We start from the raw sequence: 25,079 nt of genomic DNA on the forward strand, positions 1-25,079 counted from the left end.
GGCAACCTCTGGGTTGTAAATCACAATTCATGGTTAAGCGTGGAATGCGCGGCGCGGCGTCGCCGGCCCGTTGCTTGCGCGGGCGCCCAGTTGCGGGCTCCGGCCGCTGCTTATATATGAACACCACCGCGCCACCGGGCGGGCGCTTCACGCGCGAACGGGGCGTTGAGAAACTGAATCAAATCTGTGTCAGATTGATTCCGGAATGACTCGTAACCTTCTGGACGAACGGGAAAATCATGAAACCGAAGATCTTCATCGATGGCGAACACGGCACCACCGGGCTGCAGATCCGCACCCGCATGGCCGGCCGCAGCGATCTCGAACTCCTGTCGATACCGGAAGCCGAGCGACGCAATGCCGCGATGCGCGAAGATCTTCTGAACAATGCCGACATCGCAATCCTCTGCCTGCCGGACGACGCATCGCGCGAGGCCGTCTCCATGGTTGCCGGCAACAACCGGGTACGCATCATCGACACGTCGACCGCGCATCGCATCACTCCCGACTGGGCCTACGGCTTTGCGGAGATGGACAAGACACAGCCCGCCAAGATCCGTGACGCCCGCCACGTCGCCAATCCCGGCTGCTACCCGACGGGTGCAATCGGCGTGATCCGGCCGCTGCGTCAGGCCGGCATCCTGCCCGATGGATACCCGGTCACGGTCAATGCCGTTTCCGGCTATACCGGCGGCGGCAAGCAGATGATCGCGCAGATGGAAGACGAGGCGAACCCGGATCACATCAGCGCGCCACATTTCCTCTATGGGCTGACGCTCAAGCACAAGCACGTGCCGGAGATGAAGATGCATGGCCTGCTCGACCGCGCACCGGTATTTGCGCCATCCGTCGGCAAATTCCCGCAGGGCATGATCGTTCAGGTTCCGCTCTATCTCGACGATCTCGCCTCCGGCGCGACGATCGAGAACATTCATGCGGCGCTCGTCGAGCACTATGCCGGCCAATCGATCGTCGACGTTGTCCCGCTGGCCGTCAGCGAAAAGCTCGGCCGCATCGACGCCACGGAACTTGCAGGAGCAGACACGATGAAGCTGTTCGTGTTCGGCACGCCTGGCGGAACTCACGTGAACCTCGTCGCTCTGCTCGACAATCTCGGCAAAGGGGCCTCGGGGGCCGCTGTCCAGAACATGGATTTGATGCTGTCCGCCTGATCGGTTACAGCAATTGCAAACGAAAAAACCCGGCGAGACGTTCGCCGGGTTTTTCTTTGCGATTGTGGGTTTTAGTTGCGCAACTCGATTGCAGTCGGCTTCGGATATTCGCCGATGAAGCCGCGCCAATGGGCGATGGCAAAGCCGAGCACCACCAGCGCACCGCCCTGATGCAGGACGCCCCAGCCGACCGGCACCTGCAGCAGGAGCGTCGTGATGCCGATGATCGCCTGGACGCAGACGAGCACGAACAGCAATACCGAGCGGCGCGCATGGGTCGATTCCGGCGCCGCCCGCACCGAGGCGATCACGTGCATCAACGCCAGCGCAAACAGCACGTAGGCGCCGATCCGGTGGATGAACTGCACGGTCTTCGGGTTCTCGAAGACATTGATCCACCAGGGGTGCTGCAGGAAAAGATCGGACGGGATCCACGCGCCATCCATCAGCGGCCAGGTATTGTAGCTGAAGCCCGCATCGAGCCCGGCAACCAGCGCGCCGAGATAGATCTGGAACAGGCTCATGATTGCGATGATGGCGGCCATCCGACGCGAACGATCCGTCGGCGCCGCATCATCGGAATGCGGACAAAGGCCGCGCTGGATCCACATGCAGGCGGCGAAGATCAAACAGGCGATGACGAGGTGGGTCGCCAGCCTGTATTGACTGACTTCGGTCCGCTCCACCAGACCGGACGAAACCATCCACCAGCCGATAAAACCCTGGAAGCCACCGAGCGCCAGAATGCCGAGCAGCGGCCAGCGCAGCCGGCGTTCGACCCGACCCGTCAGCCAGAAGAAGGCGAGCGGCACGGCGAAGATGATGCCGATGGTGCGCGCCAGCAGCCGGTGCGCCCATTCCCACCAGAAGATCGTCTTGAACTCGCCGACGGTCATGCCGTTGTTGAGCTGTTGGTATTGCGGAATGCGCTGGTAGAGCTGGAACTCCTCCTCCCACTCCTCGGCCGTCAGCGGCGGGATCACACCGTGGATAGGTTTCCACTCCGTGATCGAAAGGCCGGATTCGGTCAGGCGCGTCGCGCCGCCGACAAGCACCAGCGCAAAAAGCGTAAAGAGAACGACGACGAGCCAGCCGCGGATCTGCCGGCGGTTGCGATCGGTCCTGCCAATCTCGCTTCGGAGCATCTGTTCTGTCGCCAATTCGACGCCTGCCATGGCTTTCCCTCTGGTATCGCGGGGTTGGCGGCGAGCGGTTCATCGCCGCGCCTGCCGGAAAGCCGTTGATTTGCACCAGAGCGGCATGCAAAACAAGGCCGAACCCTTTGCGGCATGCCGTCGCGGCCGGATCTCGCGCCATTTGAAAGAATTGAAATGCCCGTACGTCTCAGAAAGCTGATCGGTACGATCCTGATCATCATCCTCGTCATCGTCTATGCGCTCGCCGCCGTCACCTTCGCGTCACTGCTGCTCGGCGCTGCGCCGTGGTGGGTGCATCTGATGTACTTCTTCTTTACCGGCCTGCTCTGGGTGCTGCCGGCGATGCTGATCATCAAGTGGATGGAAAAGCCGGCGAAAGACCGCTGAGCCAAGGGGGACCTCGATGAAGGTTGCGATCATTTCCGATATCCATGGCAACGACCTTGCACTCGAGGCGGTGCTTGCCGATATCGACGCGCTGGGGATCGCCGATATTGTCAATCTCGGCGACCATGTCAGCGGTCCGCTCAATGCGGCGCGCACCGCCGATATCCTGATGGCGCGCAACATCCCCTCGATCTCTGGCAATCATGACCGATACCTGCTGACGCTCGATCCCACCGGCATGGGGTTGTCCGACCGCGCGGCCCATGCGGAATTGCAGCCTCGGCATCTTGAATGGCTAGCGACCCTGCCGGCCACCCTCGTCTATCGCGATGCATTCTTTCTTTGCCATGGCACGCCTGCGAGCGACGAGGCGTACTGGCTCGAAGCATTGACGGCGGAGGGCGTGGTCCATCTGGCAGCGCGCAGCGCCATCGAAGTCCTCGCTACAGGCATCAAGCAACCAGTCATTCTCTGCGGACACACGCACACTCCCCGAGCGATCCGCCTTGCGGACGGCCGGCTCGTAGTCAACCCCGGCAGCGTTGGTTGCCCTGGATATGACGCCGACAGCCCGGTCGCCCACAAGGTTGAAGTCGGCTCGCCGGATGCGCGCTACGCCATCGTCGAAAGCGTTGGCAATGATTGGAGTGTCACGTTCCGCACAGTTCCCTACCAGCACGAGACGATGGCAAGGCTTGCCGCGCAGCGAAACCGCCTGCAATGGGCGCAAGCTCTTGCAACAGGTTTTCTCGGTGGGTAGCAATCCGGGCTTCATGCTTTGCTAACTGCATTCGCCGGTTGTTGCCCGGAGGTCGCAGTCATATTTCAGGAATTAAACGGATTGTAGCGGAGTTGCCGTTGAATGGCAGCCGCAACCAGCATCCGGACGGCCTTGCCGATGACGAACACAGATCTGACCATCGGCCGGCCGGGCCATCGAGACGCACACGCTGCGTCCCGGTCTGATGCCGCCATGAGCCGATTCGAGATCTCCATCCATGATACGATGGCGCCGCTGGAGCAGGAATGGCGGTCGCTGGAAGCGCTGTCTTTCAACTCCCTGCATCAAGGCTACGACTGGTGCGCGGCATGGGCGCAGGCTCATGACAGCGAGTTGCAGGTCGTTCGCGGCGCCCTTGATGGCGAATTGCTGTTCATCCTGCCTCTTGAATTCGTGCCCGGTCGCCTGTTCAACACGGCGCGGTTTGTCGGTGCGCCCCACAGCAATCTCAATACCGGACTTTTCGCGGCAGATGCGCTGACCCTTCCCCGAAACGACTTCGCTGACCGACTGGCGCGCGAACTCACTCATCGGCTGCGCCATAAAGTCGATCTCGTGGCGCTCGAAAAGACGCCGCTTGCCTGGCGCGGAACCGCAAGCCCGTTTGCGAACCTACCCGGCATCAAGAACCAGAATTCCTCGTTTCAGCTGCCGCTGTTTTCGAGCTTCGAACGCACGCTGGCACAGGTCAATGCCAAACGGCGGCGCAAGAAGATGCGGATCTCCGAGCGGCGGCTCGAGGCTCTCGGGGGGTACGACTACGTCATTGCGCAGGATCCCTGCGAAGCGCGGTCGTTGCTCGACGTCTTTTTTCGCCAGAAGGCCACTCGTTTTGCAGCTCTCGGACTTCCCGATGTCTTTCAGGGCGCCCCGACCAGAACGTTCTTTCACGCAGTCGCGGGCAGTTGCGGCGCAGCTGACGAACGACTGCTCGAACTCAATGCCATCCGCCTTAAAGGCGAACATGGCGGGCGGATTGTGGCCGTCGCCAGTCTGTCGCGAAAGGCCGATCATGTCATCTGTCAATTCGGCTCCATCGACGAGGAATTGGCAGGCGACGCCAGCCCGGGCGAGCTCTTGTTCTACAGAATGATCCAAAGGCTTTGCGGCGAGGGCGCGGCGCTCTTCGACTTCGGCGTCGGAGACCAGCCCTACAAACGCTCGTGGTGTACAGTCGAGACGCCGCTCAGGGACATCGTCCTGCCGCTGACGGTGCGCGGCCGGTTTGCAGCCGGCTACCACCGGGCATTGGTGCAGGCGAAAGTGGCGATCAAGGCCAACAGGGCCGCCTATTCATTCTTCCAGCGGGTGCGGAGCCGCAAGCGGAAGACCGATCGACAGACCGGCGAGATCGATAGCGAATAAGCAGCGCCGTTAGCGCGCCTCGGCTCAGGCCGCGTGGCGGTCGGGATAATCCGGGCCGGGTTCACCCCGCCCAGTCATCAACACGATGTCCCGGTAGCCGGCCTCGCCGAAGCCGGTCAGGACTTCAATGATTCTCTCTTCGCTAACCGCCGGCGCCGACAGGATGATTTCCGCGCCGTCGCGGCGGGCAATCTTGTCGACGGCTCCCTCGTCGGCCGGTCCGCATTCGACCAGCACCAGATCATAGGCATTGGTCAACGCATCGATGATCATCTGCAGGCGCTCGATGCCGCGCATTGCGAGCCGCGGATCGGCATCGCCTTGCGGAATGATGTGCGCGTCGGAGAACCGATCGGCATGAATGGTTTCGGTGAACGCCACCTCGCCGGCCAGCAAGTTGGTGATGCCAGGCAGTTGCGCCGAACGCGCCATCAGGCGGGTCGGGCAGGCCGAACCTGTGAGGTCGATCAACACGACCTTGCGATCTTCCTCCGCGATCAGACGCGCCAGCATCACCGTCGCCGTCGACCCCTCGTCGCCACCGGGCGAAACAGAGATTGCGATCCGCACTGCGTTTTCACGCAGGTGATCGGCAACCGCCTCGATCGAGAAATCCGGTTCGGCCGTCTCGCCGCTCGGGTCGTCGACAACATCGTCCGTCTCGTCCTCGGCCAGTGGCGCCAACGGTGGCAGATCGATGGCGTCGTTCAATGCAGGCGAGATGTTGAGCTTCTTCTCATCGAAACCATCAGCAGCAGCGACGGCGGCAATGGCCGGCCGCGAACGTGCCGGCGGCCGCTCGGCACCGACTGACACCGGCCGCAGTGCACGACCGCTGAACAACTCCCCGAGCATGATGATGATGCAGCTCAGAAGAAAGGTCGCAAGTGCCGCAACGATGGTGATCGGCATCACCTTCGGGAAGCTGGCGCCGGTGGGGACGACCGCGCTTGAAATGACACGCGCATCGGCGGGCGTTGCATTCTCGACCGTGCGCGACGTCGCTTCGCGATAGCGCGCCAGATAGGTCTCGAGCAGTTGCCGTTGGGCGGTCGCCTCGCGCTCGAGTGCACGCAGGCCCACCTCTTCCTCGCCGGCCTGGGCCGATTTGGCCTTGAGCGCGTTGAGCTGCTGCGTCAGCTGTTGCTCGCGCAACTCGCCGACCTTCGCCTCGTTTTCCAGACTGCTGAGGATCTTGCGGGTTTCTGAGCGGATCTGCGCCCTGATACCTTCGACCTGCGATTTCAGGGCCTTCAGCCGCGGATGGCCGTCCAGAAGCGTGGTCGAAAGGTCAGCCACCTGCCCTTGCAGGTTTGCTTCCGTCTCCTTGAGGCGCTGTATCATCGGCGAACCAACGACGTCGGCGATGGTATCAGCCTCGCGGCCGCTCGCCAGCGCCGCCCGCACACCTTCGGCGCGCGCCTCGGCATTAGCCCGCTCGCCACGCACGCGGGTCAGCTCGGTCGAGATATCCGTGAGTTGCCGGGTTGCGAAATTCGTGGTCTCGCCGGTTGGCAACAGATCGGACGACGAACGATAGGCCGCCACCTTGGCTTCGGCATCCCGCACCTTCTCGCGCAGATTGGCGATCTCCGGCTCAAGCCAACGGCTGGCTTCAGAATTGGTGTCGAGCTTCGCGCCGCTTTGCAGCGAAAGGAATACCTTTGCCATCTCGTTCGGGATCGCAGCCGCCAACTGTCGATCCTTCGAGGTAAAGGCGATCGCGATCACGCGCGACTTCTCGACCTGATAGACCTGCAGTTTCGATGTGAACTCCTTCAGCACCCGCTCTTCGGGCGGCATTTCCAGTGGGTTCTTCTTCAGGCCCAGCATGACCATCAGGTCGGAAACCGCCGAAGGTGCGGCCGAAGGATCAAACTCCTTCTGCTCGTGTAGCTTCATGTTGCGCGCGACCTGCTTGATCAGGTCGGCCGAACGCAGCACCTGAACCTGGCTCAGAATGCCGGATTCGTCGAAGACGCGGTCGGACCCTGTCTGCGCGTTCTGGTTGGAGCCGCTGAATTCAGGCTCCCGCGATTCGATGAGGACGCGCGTCTCGCTCTGATAGTCCGGTGCGATCATCTTCGCGGCGCCGAAAGCGAGCGCTGCAACACACGCAGTGGCGAGCAATACCTTGACGCGTCGATCCCACACGGCGCGGAACAGCCCGCCGAGATCGATATCCACATCCTGTTGTCCGCTGCCGTTTCCCGACATGCTTCTGGCTCCGAACCTTAAAATCTCGCTGGAAGGTAAATGAACATGGTAACGCAAGGGTTAATGGCTGCTCAACCTCTGGGCGATTTCGCCCCTCCTCTGCCGCAGGTCCCCCGTTGAAAATTCTACCGCGAGTTTACCAGCTATTAACCCTAACGGATCGATAACGGCGAGAGAGGTGGTCGTTTCCGGAGCCGAAGAGCAGCATGTCAACCGCAGGTATGAAGACGGGTCTCGCTATTACGGTGGCAGCACTGTCGATGTTGCTCGGCGGCTGCACAAGCTATCAGCCGGCACCCAAAGCGTTCAGCGAAGCAACGATCCAGCCCTATCGGCTGGACAGCGGCGACCGGCTGCGCATCAACGTATTCGAGCAGGCAGGCCTAAGTGGTACCTACACGGTCGATCAGGCAGGCTATGTTGCCTTTCCGCTGATCGGCACCGTCGCCTCGCGCGGCCACACGCTGCCCGAACTCGAAGGCATGATCGCCGCAAAGTTGAAACAGGGCTATCTGCGCGATCCGGATGTCACCATCGAAGTCGATCGCTATCGCTCGGTCTTCATCATGGGCGAAGTCGGCCAGGCAGGACAATATGCCTATGTGCCGGGAATGACGATACAGAACGCGATTGCGGTTGCCGGCGGCTTCTCGCCGCGGGCCAACCAGGCCAGCGCCGACGTCACGCGTAAAATCAACGGCCGGATCATCACCGGTCGCGTGCCGATTACCGATGCCGTACTGGCTGGCGATACGATTTACATTCGCGAACGGCTGTTCTGATCTCGATGCAGCCGCAGCGTCCCTTGCGCATCATTCACTGCTTCAGATCGCCCGTCGGTGGTATTTTCCGCCATGTGCGCGAGCTGGCGGAGGCGCACGCGGCGGCGGGTCATGAGGTCGGCATCCTCTGCGACAGTACCACTGGCGGATCCTATGAGGATTCGCTCTTCGACGGAATCCGGCCCTATCTGGCGCTGGGCCTCGTCCGCATGCCGATCCATCGCTCGATCGGCCCAAGGGATTTTGCCGCGCTCTGGCGCTGTTACAAGGAAATCAGAAGTTTGCAACCGGATGTGCTGCATGGGCACGGCGCCAAAGGTGGCGCCATAGCCCGCCTCATCGGTTCAGCCTTGCGGGTCAACAGGTATCGCGTAGCCCGCCTCTATTCCCCGCACGGTGGCAGTCTCCACTACAGCCCGAAGTCGTTTGTCGGGCGGATCGTCTTCCCGCTGGAGCGGCTTCAGGAACGCCTGACCGACGCGCTCGTCTTCGTCTGCGACTTCGAGCGCCAGACTTATTTTTCCAAGGTCGGCGAGCCGCGCGAGCACTACGAGCTGATCTACAACGGCATCGACGATCGCGAGTTCGAGGCCGTAGAGGCGCGGCCGGATGCGGTCGACTTCCTCTATATCGGCATGATGCGGGACCTGAAGGGTCCCGATCTTTTTGTGGATGCCTTTGCCCGCACGGAACGGCTTGTCGGGCGGCCGCTCTCGGCGTTGATGGTCGGCGACGGCCCACAGCAGCAAGAATACCGCGACCTCACGTTCGAGCAGGGCCTCGGGCGACGGATCACCATGCGCCCTGCCATGAACGCCCGCGAAGCCTTTGCGCTGGCACGAAACATCGTCATTCCATCCCGGGCAGAATCCATGCCCTATATCGTGCTCGAGGCGCTCGCGGCGCAAAAGCCGGTGATTGCCAGCCGCGTCGGCGGCATACCGGAAATCCTCGGCAAGCACAGCGCAGCTCTTGCCGAAGCGGCAGACGCGCAGTCACTTGCCACGATCATGGCTTCTGCAATCGTCGAGAAGGACTGGTCCGCGCGCGTGATGCCCGACCCGAAGACATTCAAGTCCCGCTTCGCGGCCTCGGTCATGACGGCGGAGGTGCTGCGGCTCTACCGGGATTTGTGCCGGGACCAATCGGCTCCGATAAGGCCTCAGGTTGCAACGTAAGCGTTTCTTAGTGGCTTTCTGCTATCCCGTGCGGACTTCAGTGCCGGAAGGAAGCCATGAACGAGTTTAAGCGGTCGGAAGCCTTCGACCCCGAAGCGCTTCGCAAGAAGATTTCGGAGATCCGTACCCGTGCGCCGGACGAAAAAGCCGGTGACGAACCGTCGACGGAACTCAACCCCCTCGCCCGACAGATTGCCGAACAATTCCGCGCAGACACCTATTCGCCCGCCATGATCATGGGCCTGATGCGTCTTTTCGAGTTCTGCGCACTGTTCGCCATCGGCTATGCCATCAATGCGCTTTATGTGCAGCCCGGCTTCGATCAGCTGCCGCTTTACCTGACGATCCTCGTTGGTGGCTCCGCACTAGCCGTTGCCGCGATGCAGATCGCCGACACCTACCAGGTCCCTGCTCTTCGCGCCTGGTTGCGCTTTACTCCGCGTATCCTCGCCTCTTGGGCGATCGCATTCGGCGGCATTGCCATCGCGCTTTTCTTTCTAAAGTCCGGTCATCAATATTCGCGTGTGTGGTTCGGCGGCTGGTTCGTCGCCGGTGCGCTCTTCCTCGTGGCAGAACGCGCATTCATTGCCTATTCCATCCGGCATTGGGCCCGCAACGGAACGATGGAGCGTCGTGCCGTCGTCGTCGGCGGCGGCCAGCCGGCCAAGGATCTGATCCGCACACTCGAACATCAGACCGACAACGACATCAGGATCTGTGGCATCTTCGACGATCGCGACGAACGTCGGTCTCCGAATGTCATCGCCGGCTACCCCAAGCTCGGAACGGTCGACGAGCTGGTGGAATTCGCGCGCCTGGCGCGCATCGACATGTTGATCATCTCGCTGCCGTTGACGGCGGAGAAACGCATCCTGCAGCTCCTGAAGAAGCTCTGGATACTGCCGGTCGACATCCGTCTTGCAGCGCACGCCAACAACCTGCGCTTCCGGCCGCGCAGTTATTCCCACGTCGGTGAAGTGCCGATGCTGGATATCTTCGACAAACCCATCGCAGACTGGGATTCCGTCGCCAAGCGTGGCTTCGACATCTTCTTCAGCATCGTCGCTCTGGTGTTGTTGTGGCCGGTGATGCTGGGGGCTGCGATCGCGGTCAAAGCCACCTCGCCCGGCCCCATCATCTTCAAGCAGAAGCGCCACGGTTTCAACAACGAGACCATCGAGGTCTACAAGTTCCGCTCGATGTACACGCATTTGAGCGACCCGAGCGCCCGCAACGCTGTGACGAAGGGCGACCCCCGCGTCACGCCGGTTGGGCGTTTCATCCGCAAGTCCTCGATCGACGAACTGCCGCAGATCTTCAACGTGCTCAAGGGCGAGCTCTCGCTCGTCGGCCCGCGCCCGCATGCCGTGCTAGCGCAGACGCAGAACCGCACCTATCCGACGTCGTCGAAGGCTATTTCGCCCGTCACCGCGTCAAGCCCGGGGTCACCGGCTGGGCGCAGATCAACGGCTGGCGCGGCGAGATCGACAGTGACGACAAGATCCGCCTGCGCACGGCCTTCGACCTCCACTACATCGAGAACTGGTCGCTGCTCTTCGACCTGAAGATCCTGTTCCTGACACCGTTCCGGCTGCTCAACACGGAAAATGCCTATTGAGCACCGTCGACACACCACCGCCGATCGTCTTTAGACCCCAGCTCGCCGCGCTTTCGCTCTTCGGCTCATGGCTGGTTGCGCTTGTGGTGTTTCTGTCGGGTTTCGTGATTGCCGAACCAGCGCCCTACGAGCTATTCCTGGTGGTCCTCATTGGGCTCTGGGCGCTCTTCGGCCTGAAAATCTCGCGCTATGTCGCGCCGCTTCTTACTCTGCTCACCCTGTTCATGATCGGCGGGATCCTGTCGCTGATGACGATGGTCGACCTGACCAAGGGGCCGATGTACATGGCGGTCTCCGGATTTCTGGCGCTGTCGGCGGTCTTTTACGCCGCCATCATCGAGGATCGCTATCAGCGGCTCCGGCTGATCTTCAACGCCTGGGTCACGGCTGCCGTCCTGACCGCCCTGCTTGGTATTCTCGGCTACTTCGGCGCAATCCCGGGCGCTGAAAACTTCACACTCTACGACCGGGCCAAAGGCGCCTTCCAGGACCCGAACGTGTTCGGCCCATTCCTGTCGGTTCCCGCACTCTATCTAATCCACGGGTTGTTGACGCAGCCGATCCACAAGGCCCCGCCCAAGATCGCCGCGCTTCTGGTGCTGGCGCTCGGCGTGTTCCTGTCGTTCTCGCGTGCTGCATGGGCGCTCAACCTTTTCTGCGTGGTTGCCTTCGTCTTCGTGATGCTGCTCAAGGAGCGCAACGGCCTCTTCCGCCTGCGCATCCTCGTCGTCGCCCTGGTCGGCGGTGTCTTTGTTGTCGGCGCCCTGCTGGCCGCGCTGCAATCGGAGCAGGTGGCAACGCTCTTTTCCAGCCGCTCGCAGCTCGTGCAGGACTATGACGGCGGCCACCTCGGCCGCTTCGACCGTCACCGCATCGGTTTCCTGATGTCGATGGAGAAACCGCTCGGCATCGGTCCGATGGTCTTCAGCACGATCTTTCCCGAGGACGAACATAACGTCTGGCTGAAGTCGCTGACATCCTACGGCTGGCTCGGTTTCGTCAGCTACGTCACGCTTATCATCTGGACGCTGTCGCTCGGTTTCCGCTTCCTGCTGCTCGAGCGCCCCTGGCAGGTTTATCTGATGATCGCCTGGGTCGCGCTGATCGGTCATGTGGGCGTCGGCAATGTCATCGATACCGATCACTGGCGTCATTTCTACATGCTTCTCGGCATCATCTGGGGATGTGCCGCCCTCGAATACCGCCATCGTCGAACAATGCGGGCCGGATGGCAGCAATGAACATGGAATATCCTTTGCCAAATCGCACCGCCGCCGCGCCGCTGCGCCTGCTCGAAGTCCTCGAGCCGAGCGGTGGCGGATCGGGCCGGCATTTCATCGATCTCTGCCGCGGCATGCATCTCCGCGGGCATCACGTCGAGGCGGTCTACTCACCGGTGCGAGCCGAGGAAAGTTTCGTGCGCGAGCTGAAGGCTATTGGCCTTCCCGCTGTTCACGCCGTCGACATGAAGCGTGCCCCAGGGCCCACCGACATCCCAGCCTTCCTGACGCTGCGTCGTATTATGCGCGATCATGGCCCTTTCGATATCGTTCACGGCCACAGCTCCAAGGCCGGAGCGTTGACGCGCCTGCGCTTGCCCGGTCGCCATTTGCCGCGCATCTACACGCCGCACGCTTTCCGTACGCTGGATCCGACACTGGGACGCGGCGGCAGGCTGATCTATGGCGCGATCGAATGGGGTCTCGCCTGGTTCTATACCGACCATCTCATCTGTGTGTCCGACGACGAGCGCTCCCACGCCGTTTCGCTATACATGCCGGAGGAGCGGATGTCGGTGATCGTCAATGGCGTTGCTCCGCCCTCACGGGATATGGCAACGACCATAAGGGCTAGTTTCGGCATTGCGCCGAACGCATTTGTCTTCGGGTTCATCGGCCGGCTGACCGCGCAGAAGGCACCCGAACGGCTCGTTGCCGCCTTTAAGAACATCGCCGCGACGGTGAAAGACAGTCATCTCGTCATGGTTGGCGCCGGCGAGCTCGAAGGCACGGTTCGCACCGCCATTTCCGAGAGCGGCCTACAGAACCGGATGCATCTGACATCCGCATTCACAGGTCCGCAAGCGGCCCCTGCCTTCGATGTGCTGGTCATGCCGAGCCGCTACGAGGCGATGTCCTACGTCATGCTGGAGGGGGCGGCGGCCGGAAAGCCGATCATTGCCAGCGATATCGGCGGCGCACGAACCGTGATCGAGGATGGTCACAACGGCTTCATCGTGCAGAATACCGACGATATCTCGGAGCTTGCCAAGACTATGGCTGCGTCCGCTACGCCAGCCACCTTCAGGAAGCTCGCGGCGGCAGCCGACAGCGTCAAGGAGCGCTTCACGCTCGACGCGATGCTCGACCAAACCGAGATGCTCTATTGGAAGCTGGCGGAACGACGACGTATCAGGGTAACCGCCTGATTACATAACACGGTTTTGGGACGACGACCTGCATGACGACATGTAGGCATACCGCAAACATTGCGAAACCGTAGCTTTTCATCTAAGTCGAAATAATATCTGGAAGCTATACTGGGGCGGGAATGGCCGAAATCAACTATCCCTTCAGGGCTCAAGCCGACGCGACTTCGATCGCTGACAGGGGGGTACTGGAGCGTCTCTCCACTTGGTATGAAACGCTGAAGGTCGAACGGCGCGAACGGCGCAAAGCGACATCCGTTAGCCTGCGTTGCGTCAGTCATCACGGCCAAACGTCACTATATCCCGACGAACTTCCGCTTGTTTTCCTGACGCACAACGACGCAAAGCTGGTTCCCGCATTCCTTTCGCACTATCGGCAGCTAGGTGTAACGCGCTTCATTTGCGTGGACGACGTCTCCACGGACGGAACAAGAGAATTCCTCCTCAAACAGGACGATGTGGACCTGTGGGTTTCGCCTGTCCGCTACAAGGACGCACGCCGCGGCCGAGCATGGCGCGAGACACTTTTGGGCCTCTATGGCGGCCCAAGGTGGTACGTCAATGTCGATTCCGATGAATTCCTCGTCTATGACGGGTTCGAAACCAGGACACTCTGGTCTGTTATACACTGTCTTGAAAAGGCAGGCGCGCTGAGACTGCCGGCGCCCATGCTCGATATGTATCCCATCGACCTATCTAAAGCGGACGCCAATCTGCTGAGCTCGCGCGCGCCTTGGGAAATCGCGGACCACCTCGATAGCTCCGGGTACACGCTGTCTACAACCAAACGGGCGATTTCAATCAAGGGCGGAGCGCGCAAACGAGAATTCGACGCAGACCTCGAACTCATCAAGTACCCCCTGATATACTGGGACGATGACTGTCGCTTCGGCCCCAGCATACATCAACCGCTTCCATATCGGAGAAACTTCGCGAGCATGATGGGCGCCCTGCTCCACTTCAAGTTTTTCTCAGACTACGAGAAGGAAATAACGGAGGCTGCACGCGACGGGCAATATTTCGACAATGCGGCTGCGTATTCGAAGATGACGGATGTCATCGCGAAAAAAGGGACGCTGCAGCTACAGTCCGACGACTCATTGAAGTTTACCGGCTCGCAGCAGTTGCTCGACCTTGGCTTCATTACGCCAATTGCTCCAACTGAGCCCAGACGGTAACACGTGTAGCCATGCCTGAAAAATCCAAGATCGTCGTCGTCTTTCCGGTCCACAACGGCGCAAAAACGCTTGAGCGAAGTCTGCAGAGCATTGCGGACCAATCCCTGTCCGATTTCAGGGCACTTATCCTGGAAAATGGCTCGACCGACGACACCTTAGAGATCGCCAGAGCATTTTGCGCAAGGGATCCGCGATTTTCCGTTATTCAGAACGCCAATTTTCTGAGCGCGCTCGAGCAATTTGCCAAGGCGTTCAGAATAGGCGCATGCGAAGGCGAATACTTCTGCCTTCGCGCGTGCGACGACACGTCAACACCCGACTTCCTGCAGGAACTCGTCGCATCGCTGGATGCGGATCCAAGTAAAATGCTGGCCGTGGGCAACGTCGAGCGCGTCGACGGCACAAAAGTAAAACACGCCAAGCCGAACCAGGACATTTTCCGTTTCAAGGAACGCTACGTACGCGGCCGAGCCCCGCGGAATCTCATGTATCCGTCCGAGTGGATCTACGGCGTCTTCCGGTCTGCTGCAGCCGACGAGATCGTTCTCAAGCGGTGGCACGAAGGCGCGGTCTGGGCGCTCAGCTCCTATGTCGTCACGGAGTTCGTCGTTCGCGACCTCGTCGCCTACACCGACGGCCCTGTCTACGAATTCACCGAGGGATCCGGTTCGGACAAAAAATACATGGTGACATCCATCACAGCAAAAATTCGAGCTCGCTGGCAATACACGATCGGCTGCTACAAGCTCAAAGACAAGCTTCCTCCCGCATCCCTCTACAGCCGATTGATGCTATTCCGCATGTGCTGGAACGATGCCAGGCGTAAGACCAGGTATCGGATTTTCGGCCTCTGACGCTCAGACGGGTGAGTTGGCGGCGCCGTATAGCCGCCTAGTTGGCGACAACGGAAAATCAACAAACGAAGGAATTTATCAATCACCCCTTGGGGGCTTGGTGATTGAAATGGTCGGAGCGGCGGGATTCGAACCCACGACCCCTTGACCCCCAGTCAAGTGCGCTACCGGGCTGCGCTACGCTCCGGACCGAGGAAATCCCTATATTCTCAACGCTTAGAGCGCAAGCGGGAATTTCGGGCCCGGCAGGAAAAAGGAACAAACGGCGTGGATAAGTGGAAAATGGGACGAGCAGTCCCACAGGTCAAAACTTTGCGATTGTCGGTCTAGAATACACTCCATGTGAACGCGGCGGTCACTGCCGGCAACGGTTGTCGCCACACCGCCGCTTCGCCCCTCCCTTCACAGGGCTGGCAACCCAGCTAGGCCCGTCTTTCTGCAGCGCAAACGAGCGATTGGTCTCCCGCAGAATTAAGCCGTTGACTTCTGACCAGCATCAGAACATTTGTAGAACAAATTGGAGGCTTTGCCATGTCAGAGAAATTTATCATCATGCCCTTTAAACGCGTTCGCGGTGGGCTCGCGCCCGGCGAGATGCGTGCCGCCACGACCGCGGCTGGGGCAGAGAAGGTTGCGGCGGCTATGGCGCCGAGGCATGTCGGCGTCGCCGCCTATGCTGTCCAGGTGGACGAAGAAAGCGGCGACATGAGTAGCCCTCGCCTATTGGTCCAGTTCGGCGAGATTGCGGATCTGAACGCTGCCTGACATGCAGGACCGCTTTCCGCCTATCCGCGATCTTCCAGAACCATCAGGACCTCGCGCAAAATAGCTCAGGCCCTGGGGTCCCTTTGCGATCAGCTCTCGCTCTCAGGCGAACGCCGACGGGTGTACGTCGAATGAGTCACGGCTAAAGGCCCGCCGCAGCCCCCTTGAATCACCGTCAATTTAAGGAGTTGTGCAGTCCATCAAAGGACACCCAAAGAACACCCTTAGCGCGCACCTGCATCGGTGAAGTGATTCGACTATGCGACAGGATCGAGGCGTGCTTCATCAGCTCGGGACCGGCGTAGTTGCCGCAATCCTCCGGCGTGACCTGCACAGCCCCTCTACTTTCGCGGCCTGCGCCTCTGCCTCGCCGACGCGCAACCTTCGCTGCCGAATCAGCAGGCGCCAGTTACCGCGCCTGATCAAGCAAACGCTTGCATTCCAGGAGATCGTAAAGCGCCTCTTGAAGCAGCGCCCGATCTTCCTTGCCGACGGAGGAGGACTTGCCGAGAGAGATTTCCGGAACGTCGTCATTGCCGCCGCCGAAGGAGAAAAAGCGGCGGCTGGCTGGCGCCTTGGCGCGACCGACGATCTGATCCTCGTCGGACAAGCCGGCCTTCGGCGGTAGCGGCTCCTCGTTGCTCGAGGCGGCCAGGGCCTCAACCGTCGCCAGATCGCCGCTGGCGATCGCCGCCACGAATTTGTTGCCGTTGGCCTTCAGCAGCTTCTGCACGCCTTTGATCGTGTAGCCATGATCATAGAGCAGGTGACGGATGCCCTTCAGCAGGTCGACATCTTCAGGGCGATAATAACGCCGGCCGCCACCACGCTTCATCGGCTTGATCTGCTGGAAGCGTGTTTCCCAGAAGCGCAGGACGTGCTGCGGCAGATCGAGATCGTCGGCGACCTCGCTGATGGTGCGAAAAGCGTCGGGGCTTTTTTCCATTTCGTTCCCATTCCATGTCATGCGACTCAGGGCAAGCCTAAGCGCAATGAACCGATGTCGTGCGATGATCGCACGAATCGGCTCCATTTCAACGGCTTATGGATGGGTTTTCAACCACATTGTGGTTGCCGACCTCCGCTTACGATACGGGAGAGGCCGGCTTCAGCTTGGCCTTGCGGCTCAGATGCGATTTCAACACCCGCTGCTTCAGGACGTTAGACGCCTTGAAGGTCATCACCCGCCGCGGCGAAATCGGCACTTCCTCACCGGTCTTCGGGTTGCGGCCGATGCGCTCGTTCTTATCGCGAACTTGAAAGGTCGCGAAGGAGGATAGTTTCACACTCTCGCCACGCACGATTGCGTTGCATATTTCGTCAATGACGGTTTCCACCAACTCGGCAGACTCTGTACGAGACAGACCCACCTTGCGAAAAACCGACTCAGCCAAGTCTGCTCGTGTTACTGTTTTTCCGCTCATCTTCCCCCACCGATGTCTGGCACGCCGATCAGCGACCGAAGACTATTGCCCTTGCCTTTTGCGGTCAAGCGCCTGCGTTGCCTCAGCATTTTTTACCAGCGTATCAGAACGGAGCCCCATGTGAAGCCACCCCCCATGGCTTCAAGCAGAACGAGATCGCCCTTCTTGATCCGGCCGTCCGCCGCCGCGGTGTTCAGAGCCAGCGGAATGGACGCGGCAGAGGTGTTGCCATGGAGATCGACTGTTACCACAACCTTATCGAGCGGGATGCCGAGCTTCTTGGCCGAACCATCGATGATACGGCGGTTGGCCTGGTGCGGCACGAGCCAATCGATGTCTTCCGCCGTCGTTCCCGTGGCCTCGAAGGCGGCCTCGATCACGTCGGTGATCATGCCGACGGCATGCTTGAAGACTTCGCGGCCTTCCATCTTGAGATGGCCGACGGTACCCGTTGTCGATGGTCCGCCATCGACATAAAGCTTTTCGCGATGCGCACCATCGGAGCGCAACTTGGCAGTGAGCACGCCGCGATCGGCAATCGTGCCCTCGCCTTTCTGGGCTTCCAGGATGATCGCGCCAGCGCCATCGCCGAAGAGCACGCAGGTCGTGCGATCGGACCAATCGAGAATGCGTGAGAACGTCTCGGCACCGATCACCAGAACACGCCTTGCCAGCCCACCACGGATATAGGCGTCCGCCGTCGTTACCGCGTAGATGAAGCCCGAACAGACCGCCTGCAGATCGAAGGCCGCGCCATGGTGCATGCCGAGCCGGTTCTGAATGTTGACCGCAGTTGCCGGAAAGGTGTTGTCTGGCGTTGACGTCGCCAGAATGATCAGGTCGAGATCAGCCGCCGTCAGCCCGGCATTGTCCAGTGCTGCGCGTGCAGCGGCCTCGCCAAGCGACGCCGTGGTTTCGCCTTCGCCGGCGATGTAGCGCTGGCGGATGCCGGTGCGCTGCACGATCCACTCGTCTGACGTATCGACCTTGGATTCCAGCTCCTGATTGGTGACAATGCGCTTCGGCAACGCTGCACCGAAGCCGCGAACGACGGAACGGATCATTTATTCAAACCTCATCATTCATGCCGGCGGGAAGCGCGCTCGGCGGCTCGGCGCCATGGTACTTCGCCAGATCGATCTCGATCTTCGCCTTCAGGCCATTTTTCACCATGTCATAGCCGACGTCGATAGCGGCCGCAAAGCCCTCGCCATCGGCGCCACCATGGCTCTTGATCACGACACCATTGAGGCCGAGAAAGACGCCGCCATTAACCTTGCGCGGGTCCATTTTTTCGCGCAGGCGGTCGAAGGCACCTTTGGCCAGGATGTAGCCGATCTTGGCCATCAGCGTGCGCGACATGGCCGCGCGGAGATATTCGGCGATCTGTCGCGCCGTTCCTTCGGCGGCCTTGAGCGCGATATTGCCGGAGAAGCCCTCGGTGACAACTACGTCGACGGTGCCGCGTCCGATATCGTCGCCTTCGACGAAACCGTAATAATCGAAGCCTTCGATATTGGCGTCACGGATGAGGCGCCCGGCTTCCTTGACTTCTTCCTGGCCCTTGATTTCTTCGACGCCGACATTGAGCAGGCCGACGGTCGGGCGTTCTATCTCGAACAACGCTCGTGCCATGGCGCCGCCCATCAGCGCGAAATCCATGAGCTGCTGCGCATCGGCACCGATGGTGGCGCCGACGTCGAGCACGATGCTCTCGCCCTTGAGCGTCGGCCAGATCGCGGCGATCGCCGGGCGCTGGATGCCCCGCATCGTGCGCAGGCAGAAGACCGACATGGCCATCAGCGCGCCGGTATTGCCGGCCGAGACGACGACGTCGGCCTCACCGGCGTTGATCGCATCGATCGCCCGCCACATGCTCGACTTGCCGCGGCCGCGCCTCAGCGCCTGGCTCGGCTTCTCATCCATGGCGACTGCGATCTCGCAATCGTGGAAGGTGCTATTGGCCTTGAGCTTGGGGTGTTTGGCCAAGATATCAGCGCATTGCGCTTCTATGCCGAACAGGACAAACCTTATGTCCGGATGACGTTCAAGCGCCCGTGCGGCGCCCGGGATGACGACTTCAGGACCATAGTCGCCGCCCATCACGTCAAGAGAAATTCTGACCACGCGTGTCTTATCCTTTTTTCCTGCCACACAACACGTGCTGCCGTGGCGCACGCTTTCGAACGCAACGACGATACATATTGCTTCTGACGCTTGAGCCAGGCACGCGGCAGGTCGCTGCGGCGGCTCATTTGGCCGGAGTCGGGCCAAAATACTGCTTTTCGCCCGCGTGACAACCGAATTGTAGGGGAGGCTTTGGCGGCCTCAGTCCTTTTTCCAGTCCTTCAGCGCTGCAAACGGGTTCGGCTTCTCGTCGTCGGCCGCCGTGCTTTCGATGCGCGCACCGAAAGTCACGCCCGGTTTGCGCGGATAAGGTTCGATCGCCAGCGCCACATGCTCGCTGACGACGACGCCGGCATCGATCGTGTCGCCGGTAAAGGTATCGGGGATATCGGGGCCGTCGGGGCTGAGGATCATCTCACCGCCATCATTGCTGGCCTGGCGGGCGAGCCTCGATCCTTCCGGTACGAGGATAGAATCGATGGATTCCTTGATATCGGCCTCGACTGGCTCGAGGGTCACGACGCAGGACTGCACGATCCGAGCGGTAACGTCACCCTTGATCTTGACACCGTCCTTCTTCCAGCGCGCGATCTGCAGATCCGCTGAAAGCGACAGGACTTCGCGCACATCCCAGAGTTCGGCAAGCGCTTGCCGTTCGCTCTCGTTTGCCGAGAGCCGCACGGTCACGGCATTGGCCGAGATATGCCCGACCTTCACCGCGTAGGAGAATGCCGGTCGGCTATCGTCTTTCATGATCAGATCCTTCCTCGCGCGGGCGCCGTTGCCGGCACGCTCTTCGCGGATAGTGCCGCACGCCAGGTTCAAGGGCGCACGGGCATCGATGGCGTCTCTTACTCTCCGGCGGTGGGGATGCGCAACTGGCCGGTTTCGACGCGCTCTTCCGGTTCAGTCGCGAGCCGCTCCTCGACAGAGAGGAGATAGGCAGCCAGGCCATCCATCCCCGGCTCACCCTGATCGCCCTTCGGATAGAAGTTACGCTTCAGCGCCGCAGCAAGCGAGGACGCATCTCGACCTTCGAGTGCCGCCGCATAGGATTCGAGCCGGCCATAGAACATTCCGGCCAGCTTCTTCATCTTCTTCGGCACGCCGGCATCACCGACGCCAAGCTCGCGGATCGAATGGTCGACATCCTCGAAGAAGGCGTCGACGATCTCCTGAGCGATCTCCTGGCCGGCGCGCGCGACCCGCGCGTGCGCCGGAAATAAAGGATCAGCACGGCCGACAGCATCTCGAAACGCCCCATCACCGTGTCGGGCACGTCGAGGTCCGTATAGAGGTGCGGCTGACGTGCCGCCGCGGTCAACAATGCATATTGCCGTTCGACAATCGCAATATTGCCGCTTTTTCTTTTGAACAGTCCAAAAATCATCACAAAGCCCAGCTTTGGCTTTCTCGAAATGCGCGCAAGCGCCCATGACGTTGTTGCATGATAGCCGAAGCTGGTTTACCGAAGCATGCACGAATTGCAATGGCGGATATGCCATCGTTACTCCAAAGGGAGCTGTCGTTGACGAAGCGGTTTTTCAGAACAAATTTGAAGGTCCTAGGCCGAGTTGCGGCCGTAGCGACTGTTAGCACCATTGCTCTCTCCGCCTGCCAGTCCGCTAATGTCGGTGAAGTTCTCCACCAGGGTTATGTGGTTGACCAGGAAACGCTAAATCTCGTTCCGGTCGGTTCCAGCCGTGAACAGGTCATGCTTTCGCTCGGCACACCGTCGACGACCGCGACCTTCGACAACGAGGTATTCTACTACATCTCGCAGACCCGCAAACGGCCTGTCGCGTTCATGAAGCCGCAGCTCGTCGACCAGTCGATTCTTGCCGTCTATTTCGACAAGGAAGGCACGGTCAGCCAGCTCGCGCACTACACGCTCAAGGACGGCAAGGTCTTCGACATGCTGACGCGTACGACGCCGACCGGCGGCAAGGAAACGAGCTTCCTCGGCCAGTTGCTGACCGGCCCCGGCGCCGGACAGGCTGCAGCGCGAAGCCTGTTCAAGGACTTCGGCAACTAAGTTCACCCGATCGCAAAGAAAAGGCCCGCGGAACGATGTTCCGCGGGCCTTTTGCGTTTTGGGGATAGGATCAGGCAAGGACTGCCAGAAGCAGCAACGCCACGATGTTGGTGATCTTGATTGCCGGGTTCACCGCGGGGCCTGCCGTATCCTTGTAGGGATCGCCGACAGTATCACCGGTCACCGACGCCTTGTGCGCTTCGGAGCCCTTGAGGTGCCGAGTGCCGTTCTTGTCGACGAAACCGTCCTCAAAGCTCTTCTTGGCGTTGTCCCAGGCGCCGCCGCCCGAGGTCATCGAGATCGCCACGAACAGGCCATTGACGATCACGCCAAGCAACGACGCGCCAAGTGCCGCGAAAGCGGATGCCTTCGAGCCGGACAGCAACAGCACGCCGAAATAGACGACGAGCGGCGCCAGAACCGGCAGCAGCGACGGAACGATCATTTCGCGGATCGCCGCCTTGGTGAGCAGGTCGACCGCGCGACCATAGTCCGGCTTTTCCGTGCCGGCCATGATACCCGGCTTTTCGCGGAACTGGCGGCGCACTTCCTCGACGATCGAACCTGCCGCACGCCCGACGGCCGTCATCGCGATGCCGCCGAAGAGATAGGGAATGAGGCCGCCGAAGATCAGTCCGGCAACGACATAGGGGTTCGAGAGATCGAAGGAGATCTGACCGACATCAGCGAAGTACGGATATTTGTCGCCATTGGCGGCAAAGTAGCTGAGGTCGTTGGCGTAGGCCGCAAACAGAACCAGCGCGCCGAGCCCGGCCGAGCCAATGGCATAGCCCTTGGTTACGGCCTTCGTCGTATTGCCGACGGCATCGAGCGCGTCGGTAGACTTGCGCACTTCCGGTGGCAGATGCGACATCTCCGCGATGCCGCCCGCATTGTCCGTCACCGGACCGAAGGCGTCGAGTGCAACGATCATACCGGCAATGCCAAGCATCGCGGTTACGGCAATCCCGGTGCCGAACAGGCCGGCCAGTTGGTAGGTCGAAATGATGCCCCCGACAATGACAATCGCCGGCAATGCCGTCGATTCCAGCGAGACTGCAAGGCCCTGGATGACGTTCGTGCCGTGACCGGTGACCGACGCCTGCGCGATGGAGTTCACCGGGCGCTTGTTGGTGCCAGTGTAGTATTCGGTGATGACCACGATTAATGCGGTGACCACGAGGCCGAGGATACCGCACAGGAACAGGTTCCAGCCGGTAATATCCTGGCCCGCGACGGTGCCGATCGAACCCCAGCCGATCGTCAGCGATGTGGCCGCACCCAGGCCGACGATCGACAGCGCACCCGTCACGATCAGGCCGCGGTAGAGAGCGCCCATGATCGAGTTGTTGCTGCCGAGCTTGACGAAGAAGGTGCCGATGATCGAGGTGATGATGCAGGTCGCGCAAATCGCCAGGGGGTAAGCCATCACGGTCGAGAGCACTGGCGTGCCGGCAAAGAAGATTGAAGCCAGCACCATGGTTGCGACCACCGAGACAGCGTAGGTTTCGAACAGGTCGGCCGCCATGCCCGCGCAGTCGCCGACATTATCGCCGACGTTGTCGGCAATCGTCGCAGGGTTGCGCGGATCATCTTCCGGGATTCCGGCTTCCACCTTACCGACGAGGTCGCCGCCGACATCAGCACCCTTGGTAAAGATGCCGCCGCCGAGACGGGCAAAGATCGAGATCAGCGATGCGCCGAAGCCGAGCGCCACCAGCGCGTCGATCACTTCACGCGAACCGGGCTCGTGACCCAGACCTGCTGTCAGGATGAGGTAATAGACCGATACGCCGAGCAGGGCGAGGCCTGCGACGAGAAGACCGGTGATCGCGCCGGATTTGAAGGCAATATCGAGGCCGGATGCGAGGCTGACCGAAGCCGCCTGCGCGGTGCGCACGTTTGCGCGAACGGAAATGTGCATGCCGATGAAACCGGCAGCGCCCGAAAGCACTGCCCCAACGAGAAAGCCGAACGCGGCTGCGGAAGAAAGTAGAACCCAGGCGCCGATGAAAACGACGACGCCGACGATGGCAATGGTTCTGTACTGACGTGTGAGATAGGCCTGCGCCCCCTCACGAATGTAGCCTGCGATTTCTTGCATGCGGGCGTTCCCCTGGTCGGCGGCAAGCACCGACCGTGTTGCCCAGATGGCATAAGCCACCGCGAGCAACCCGCATGCGATAACGCCCAACAAAATGGTCATTTCGCATTACCCTCCGTTTCAACCCGCGGACTCACTCCCGGCCGCAGGCCCCTCAAATCCGCGAATCACGCACCACCTCCTCAAGCAGCACCCCTCACGGCGCGGCCAGAGTGCGGTTGCAACGAAAGATCGTCAAGCCCCGGAAAACTAACTACCGGCGGACCTTTGCGAACGGAAGATTTTGGAGAAAAGCGGTGGCTCAGGCCGCAACGCTGGGACGAGTACGCATCAGCAAGAAGAGCAGAAGAAGGCAGACTGATGTCACCGGCCAGACGACGGCGTTCAGCATATCCCAGCCATAGACCGAGAGAACCTTGCCAGAGGCAAAGGACGAGAGCGCGACGGTGGTAAAGAGGATGATGTCGTGGAAGGCCTGCACCTTGTCGGCCTCTTGTGGGCGATAACTGCCGGCAACAATGGCGGTCGAGCCGATGAAACCGAAATTCCAGCCCAGACCGAGAAGCACCAGAGCGCCCCAGAAGTTCCAGAGTTCCAGACCCATGTGGGCGACGGCCGCGCAGGCCATGAGCAGCAGCAGCCCGCAGGCGACGATGCGCTCGGCGCCGAAGCGTGTGATCAGCCACCCCGTAAAGAAGCTGGGCGCAAACATTGCGAGCACGTGCCACTGGATGCCGAGCGTGGCAAGCTCGGTGGAAAAGCCGCAGCCGACGACCATGGCGACCGGTGCACCGGTCATCATGAATGTCATCAGCGCGTAGCTGGATATGCCGCAGACCATGCCGGTGATGAAGCGTTGGTTGCGAACGATCTCACTGAGCGAGCGGGCGGCCTGGCCATGATGCTCGCTAGCCACGGTCCCCTGCTCCGGCAGACGCAATGGCGCGAAGAAGAATGCGGCCAGCAGGCAGACCGGCAGCAAGGCGATGAAGGCCCCGACAAAGGCAACGGGCGCGAAGAGATCACCGGCGAAAATGACGATCTGTGGGCCGAGAATCGCGGAAACGATGCCGCCGCCCAGGATCCACGATATCGCCTTCGGTTTGTAGAAGGACGGCGCAGCATCGGCGGCCGCGAAGCGCAGCTTTTGTGTAAACCCGTTGGAGGAGCCGAGAATGGCAAGACCGAAGGCAAAGAGCCAGAAGCTCTCGCGGAACAGCGCAACCGCGGCGATTGCGGCGCCTACCGACGCAATCCCGGTGCCGACCATGAAGGCGAAGCGTCGGCCGATGAGGCGCGAGAGCGTTGCCACGAGAATGACACCGAGCGCCATGCCGACGTTGTAGGCAGTCAGAGGTGCTGTCGCCAGCGACTTGTCGTCTGCCAGCAATTGATAGCCGGCAACGCCGCCGACGGCAAAACAGATCGGGCCGACGACGCCAAGGATCGCCTGCGCCGCCGTTAGAAGGAAAACGTTGCGGCGCGCTTCGCGAAGGGCAGAGCCCAT

General features: G+C 60.8%; 21 protein-coding genes, 1 tRNA gene and 2 pseudogenes. 13 read left to right on the forward strand and 11 right to left on the reverse strand.

All coding sequences use genetic code 11. The annotated features are described in order from the left end of the window. The first annotated feature begins 239 nt into the window (after positions 1 to 239). Complete coding sequence (argC, locus tag BKP54_RS05040) at positions 240 to 1,172, forward strand: N-acetyl-gamma-glutamyl-phosphate reductase (RefSeq protein ID WP_025426551.1); 933 nt, start codon at positions 240 to 242, stop codon at positions 1,170 to 1,172. A gap of 71 nt (positions 1,173 to 1,243) precedes the next feature. Here argC and BKP54_RS05045 read toward each other — a convergent pair whose 3' ends face one another. Next, positions 1,244 to 2,347 carry a COX15/CtaA family protein gene (locus BKP54_RS05045; protein WP_025426550.1) on the reverse strand — a complete coding sequence of 368 codons (1,104 nt, stop codon included), beginning with the start codon at positions 2,345 to 2,347 and terminating at the stop codon, positions 1,244 to 1,246. A gap of 156 nt (positions 2,348 to 2,503) precedes the next feature. Here BKP54_RS05045 and BKP54_RS05050 point away from each other — a divergent pair, with 156 nt between their 5' ends. The 3 genes from BKP54_RS05050 (at position 2,504) to BKP54_RS05060 (ending at position 4,862) form a co-directional block, all read left to right on the forward strand. Continuing rightward, entirely contained in the window at positions 2,504 to 2,716 is a 213-nt protein-coding gene (locus BKP54_RS05050) for a DUF2842 domain-containing protein (RefSeq protein ID WP_025426549.1), read from the forward strand. 16 nt (positions 2,717 to 2,732) lie between these two features. Next, entirely contained in the window at positions 2,733 to 3,476 is a 744-nt protein-coding gene (locus BKP54_RS05055; RefSeq protein ID WP_025426548.1) for a metallophosphoesterase family protein, read from the forward strand. Between the two features lie 213 nt (positions 3,477 to 3,689). Continuing rightward, positions 3,690 to 4,862 carry a GNAT family N-acetyltransferase gene (locus tag BKP54_RS05060; RefSeq protein WP_225906177.1) on the forward strand — a complete coding sequence of 391 codons (1,173 nt, stop codon included), beginning with the start codon at positions 3,690 to 3,692 and terminating at the stop codon, positions 4,860 to 4,862. 24 nt (positions 4,863 to 4,886) lie between these two features. On the opposite strand, the gene BKP54_RS05065 is transcribed toward BKP54_RS05060, so the two are convergent. After that, on the reverse strand, positions 4,887 to 7,079 hold the full coding sequence (locus BKP54_RS05065) for an exopolysaccharide transport family protein (protein WP_057211434.1): 2,193 nt from the start codon (positions 7,077 to 7,079) through the stop codon (positions 4,887 to 4,889). 206 nt (positions 7,080 to 7,285) lie between these two features. Here BKP54_RS05065 and BKP54_RS05070 point away from each other — a divergent pair, with 206 nt between their 5' ends. The 7 genes and pseudogenes from BKP54_RS05070 to BKP54_RS05100 all read left to right on the forward strand — a co-directional run bounded on the left by BKP54_RS05070 (position 7,286) and on the right by BKP54_RS05100 (position 15,117). Next, positions 7,286 to 7,861: a polysaccharide biosynthesis/export family protein gene (locus BKP54_RS05070; RefSeq protein WP_025426545.1), complete on the forward strand. Its 576-nt coding sequence runs from the start codon at positions 7,286 to 7,288 to the stop codon at positions 7,859 to 7,861. A 5-nt stretch (positions 7,862 to 7,866) separates the two neighbouring features. Continuing rightward, positions 7,867 to 9,039: a glycosyltransferase family 4 protein gene (locus BKP54_RS05075; RefSeq protein ID WP_025426544.1), complete on the forward strand. Its 1,173-nt coding sequence runs from the start codon at positions 7,867 to 7,869 to the stop codon at positions 9,037 to 9,039. 56 nt (positions 9,040 to 9,095) lie between these two features. Further along, a pseudogene (locus BKP54_RS05080) lies at positions 9,096 to 10,657 on the forward strand (undecaprenyl-phosphate glucose phosphotransferase). Then, positions 10,654 to 11,898 carry an O-antigen ligase family protein gene (locus BKP54_RS05085; protein WP_025426542.1) on the forward strand — a complete coding sequence of 415 codons (1,245 nt, stop codon included), beginning with the start codon at positions 10,654 to 10,656 and terminating at the stop codon, positions 11,896 to 11,898. The pseudogene BKP54_RS05080 and the gene BKP54_RS05085 overlap by 4 nt, the downstream one beginning before the upstream one ends. A gap of 2 nt (positions 11,899 to 11,900) precedes the next feature. Beyond that, positions 11,901 to 13,085 carry a glycosyltransferase gene (locus BKP54_RS05090; RefSeq protein WP_057226542.1) on the forward strand — a complete coding sequence of 395 codons (1,185 nt, stop codon included), beginning with the start codon at positions 11,901 to 11,903 and terminating at the stop codon, positions 13,083 to 13,085. Positions 13,086 to 13,207: 122 nt separating this feature from the next. Next, a complete protein-coding gene (locus tag BKP54_RS05095; RefSeq protein ID WP_081788848.1) occupies positions 13,208 to 14,263 on the forward strand; it encodes a glycosyltransferase family 2 protein in 1,056 nt (351 codons plus the stop codon). Between the two features lie 11 nt (positions 14,264 to 14,274). Beyond that, positions 14,275 to 15,117, forward strand: a complete 843-nt coding sequence (locus BKP54_RS05100; protein WP_025426539.1) for a glycosyltransferase family 2 protein — start codon at positions 14,275 to 14,277, stop codon at positions 15,115 to 15,117. Positions 15,118 to 15,227: 110 nt separating this feature from the next. On the opposite strand, the gene BKP54_RS05105 is transcribed toward BKP54_RS05100, so the two are convergent. Next, positions 15,228 to 15,304, reverse strand: a tRNA-Pro gene (locus BKP54_RS05105). A gap of 344 nt (positions 15,305 to 15,648) precedes the next feature. On the opposite strand from BKP54_RS05105, the gene BKP54_RS05110 reads away from it, so the two are divergent. Beyond that, positions 15,649 to 15,882 carry a hypothetical protein gene (locus tag BKP54_RS05110; RefSeq protein ID WP_025426538.1) on the forward strand — a complete coding sequence of 78 codons (234 nt, stop codon included), beginning with the start codon at positions 15,649 to 15,651 and terminating at the stop codon, positions 15,880 to 15,882. 409 nt (positions 15,883 to 16,291) lie between these two features. Here the strand turns inward: BKP54_RS05110 and BKP54_RS05115 are convergent, their stop codons facing one another. The 6 genes and pseudogenes from BKP54_RS05115 to BKP54_RS05140 all read right to left on the reverse strand — a co-directional run bounded on the left by BKP54_RS05115 (position 16,292) and on the right by BKP54_RS05140 (position 20,823). Further along, complete coding sequence (locus BKP54_RS05115) at positions 16,292 to 16,828, reverse strand: MerR family transcriptional regulator (RefSeq protein ID WP_025426537.1); 537 nt, start codon at positions 16,826 to 16,828, stop codon at positions 16,292 to 16,294. A 139-nt stretch (positions 16,829 to 16,967) separates the two neighbouring features. Beyond that, positions 16,968 to 17,306: an integration host factor subunit alpha gene (locus BKP54_RS05120; protein WP_025426536.1), complete on the reverse strand. Its 339-nt coding sequence runs from the start codon at positions 17,304 to 17,306 to the stop codon at positions 16,968 to 16,970. Between the two features lie 92 nt (positions 17,307 to 17,398). Next, complete coding sequence (locus BKP54_RS05125; RefSeq protein WP_057211437.1) at positions 17,399 to 18,370, reverse strand: beta-ketoacyl-ACP synthase III; 972 nt, start codon at positions 18,368 to 18,370, stop codon at positions 17,399 to 17,401. A gap of 4 nt (positions 18,371 to 18,374) precedes the next feature. After that, complete coding sequence (gene plsX / locus BKP54_RS05130) at positions 18,375 to 19,433, reverse strand: phosphate acyltransferase PlsX (RefSeq protein ID WP_025426534.1); 1,059 nt, start codon at positions 19,431 to 19,433, stop codon at positions 18,375 to 18,377. 201 nt (positions 19,434 to 19,634) lie between these two features. Next, complete coding sequence (locus tag BKP54_RS05135; RefSeq protein WP_084814311.1) at positions 19,635 to 20,186, reverse strand: DUF177 domain-containing protein; 552 nt, start codon at positions 20,184 to 20,186, stop codon at positions 19,635 to 19,637. 98 nt (positions 20,187 to 20,284) lie between these two features. After that, a pseudogene (locus BKP54_RS05140) lies at positions 20,285 to 20,823 on the reverse strand (ubiquinol-cytochrome C chaperone family protein). 138 nt (positions 20,824 to 20,961) lie between these two features. On the opposite strand from BKP54_RS05140, the gene BKP54_RS05145 reads away from it, so the two are divergent. After that, positions 20,962 to 21,468, forward strand: a complete 507-nt coding sequence (locus BKP54_RS05145; RefSeq protein WP_025426531.1) for an outer membrane protein assembly factor BamE — start codon at positions 20,962 to 20,964, stop codon at positions 21,466 to 21,468. A 70-nt stretch (positions 21,469 to 21,538) separates the two neighbouring features. Here the strand turns inward: BKP54_RS05145 and BKP54_RS05150 are convergent, their stop codons facing one another. Both BKP54_RS05150 and BKP54_RS05155 read right to left on the reverse strand, forming a co-directional pair. Beyond that, positions 21,539 to 23,674: a sodium-translocating pyrophosphatase gene (locus BKP54_RS05150; RefSeq protein ID WP_025426530.1), complete on the reverse strand. Its 2,136-nt coding sequence runs from the start codon at positions 23,672 to 23,674 to the stop codon at positions 21,539 to 21,541. 199 nt (positions 23,675 to 23,873) lie between these two features. After that, positions 23,874 to 25,079 (reverse strand): MFS transporter, encoded by a 1,206-nt coding sequence (locus BKP54_RS05155; RefSeq protein WP_038576864.1) that lies wholly within the window; start codon positions 25,077 to 25,079, stop codon positions 23,874 to 23,876.

It is taken from the genome of Ensifer sp. 1H6, assembly GCF_001976035.1.
GTDB lineage: Bacteria > Pseudomonadota > Alphaproteobacteria > Rhizobiales > Rhizobiaceae > Ensifer > Ensifer canadensis.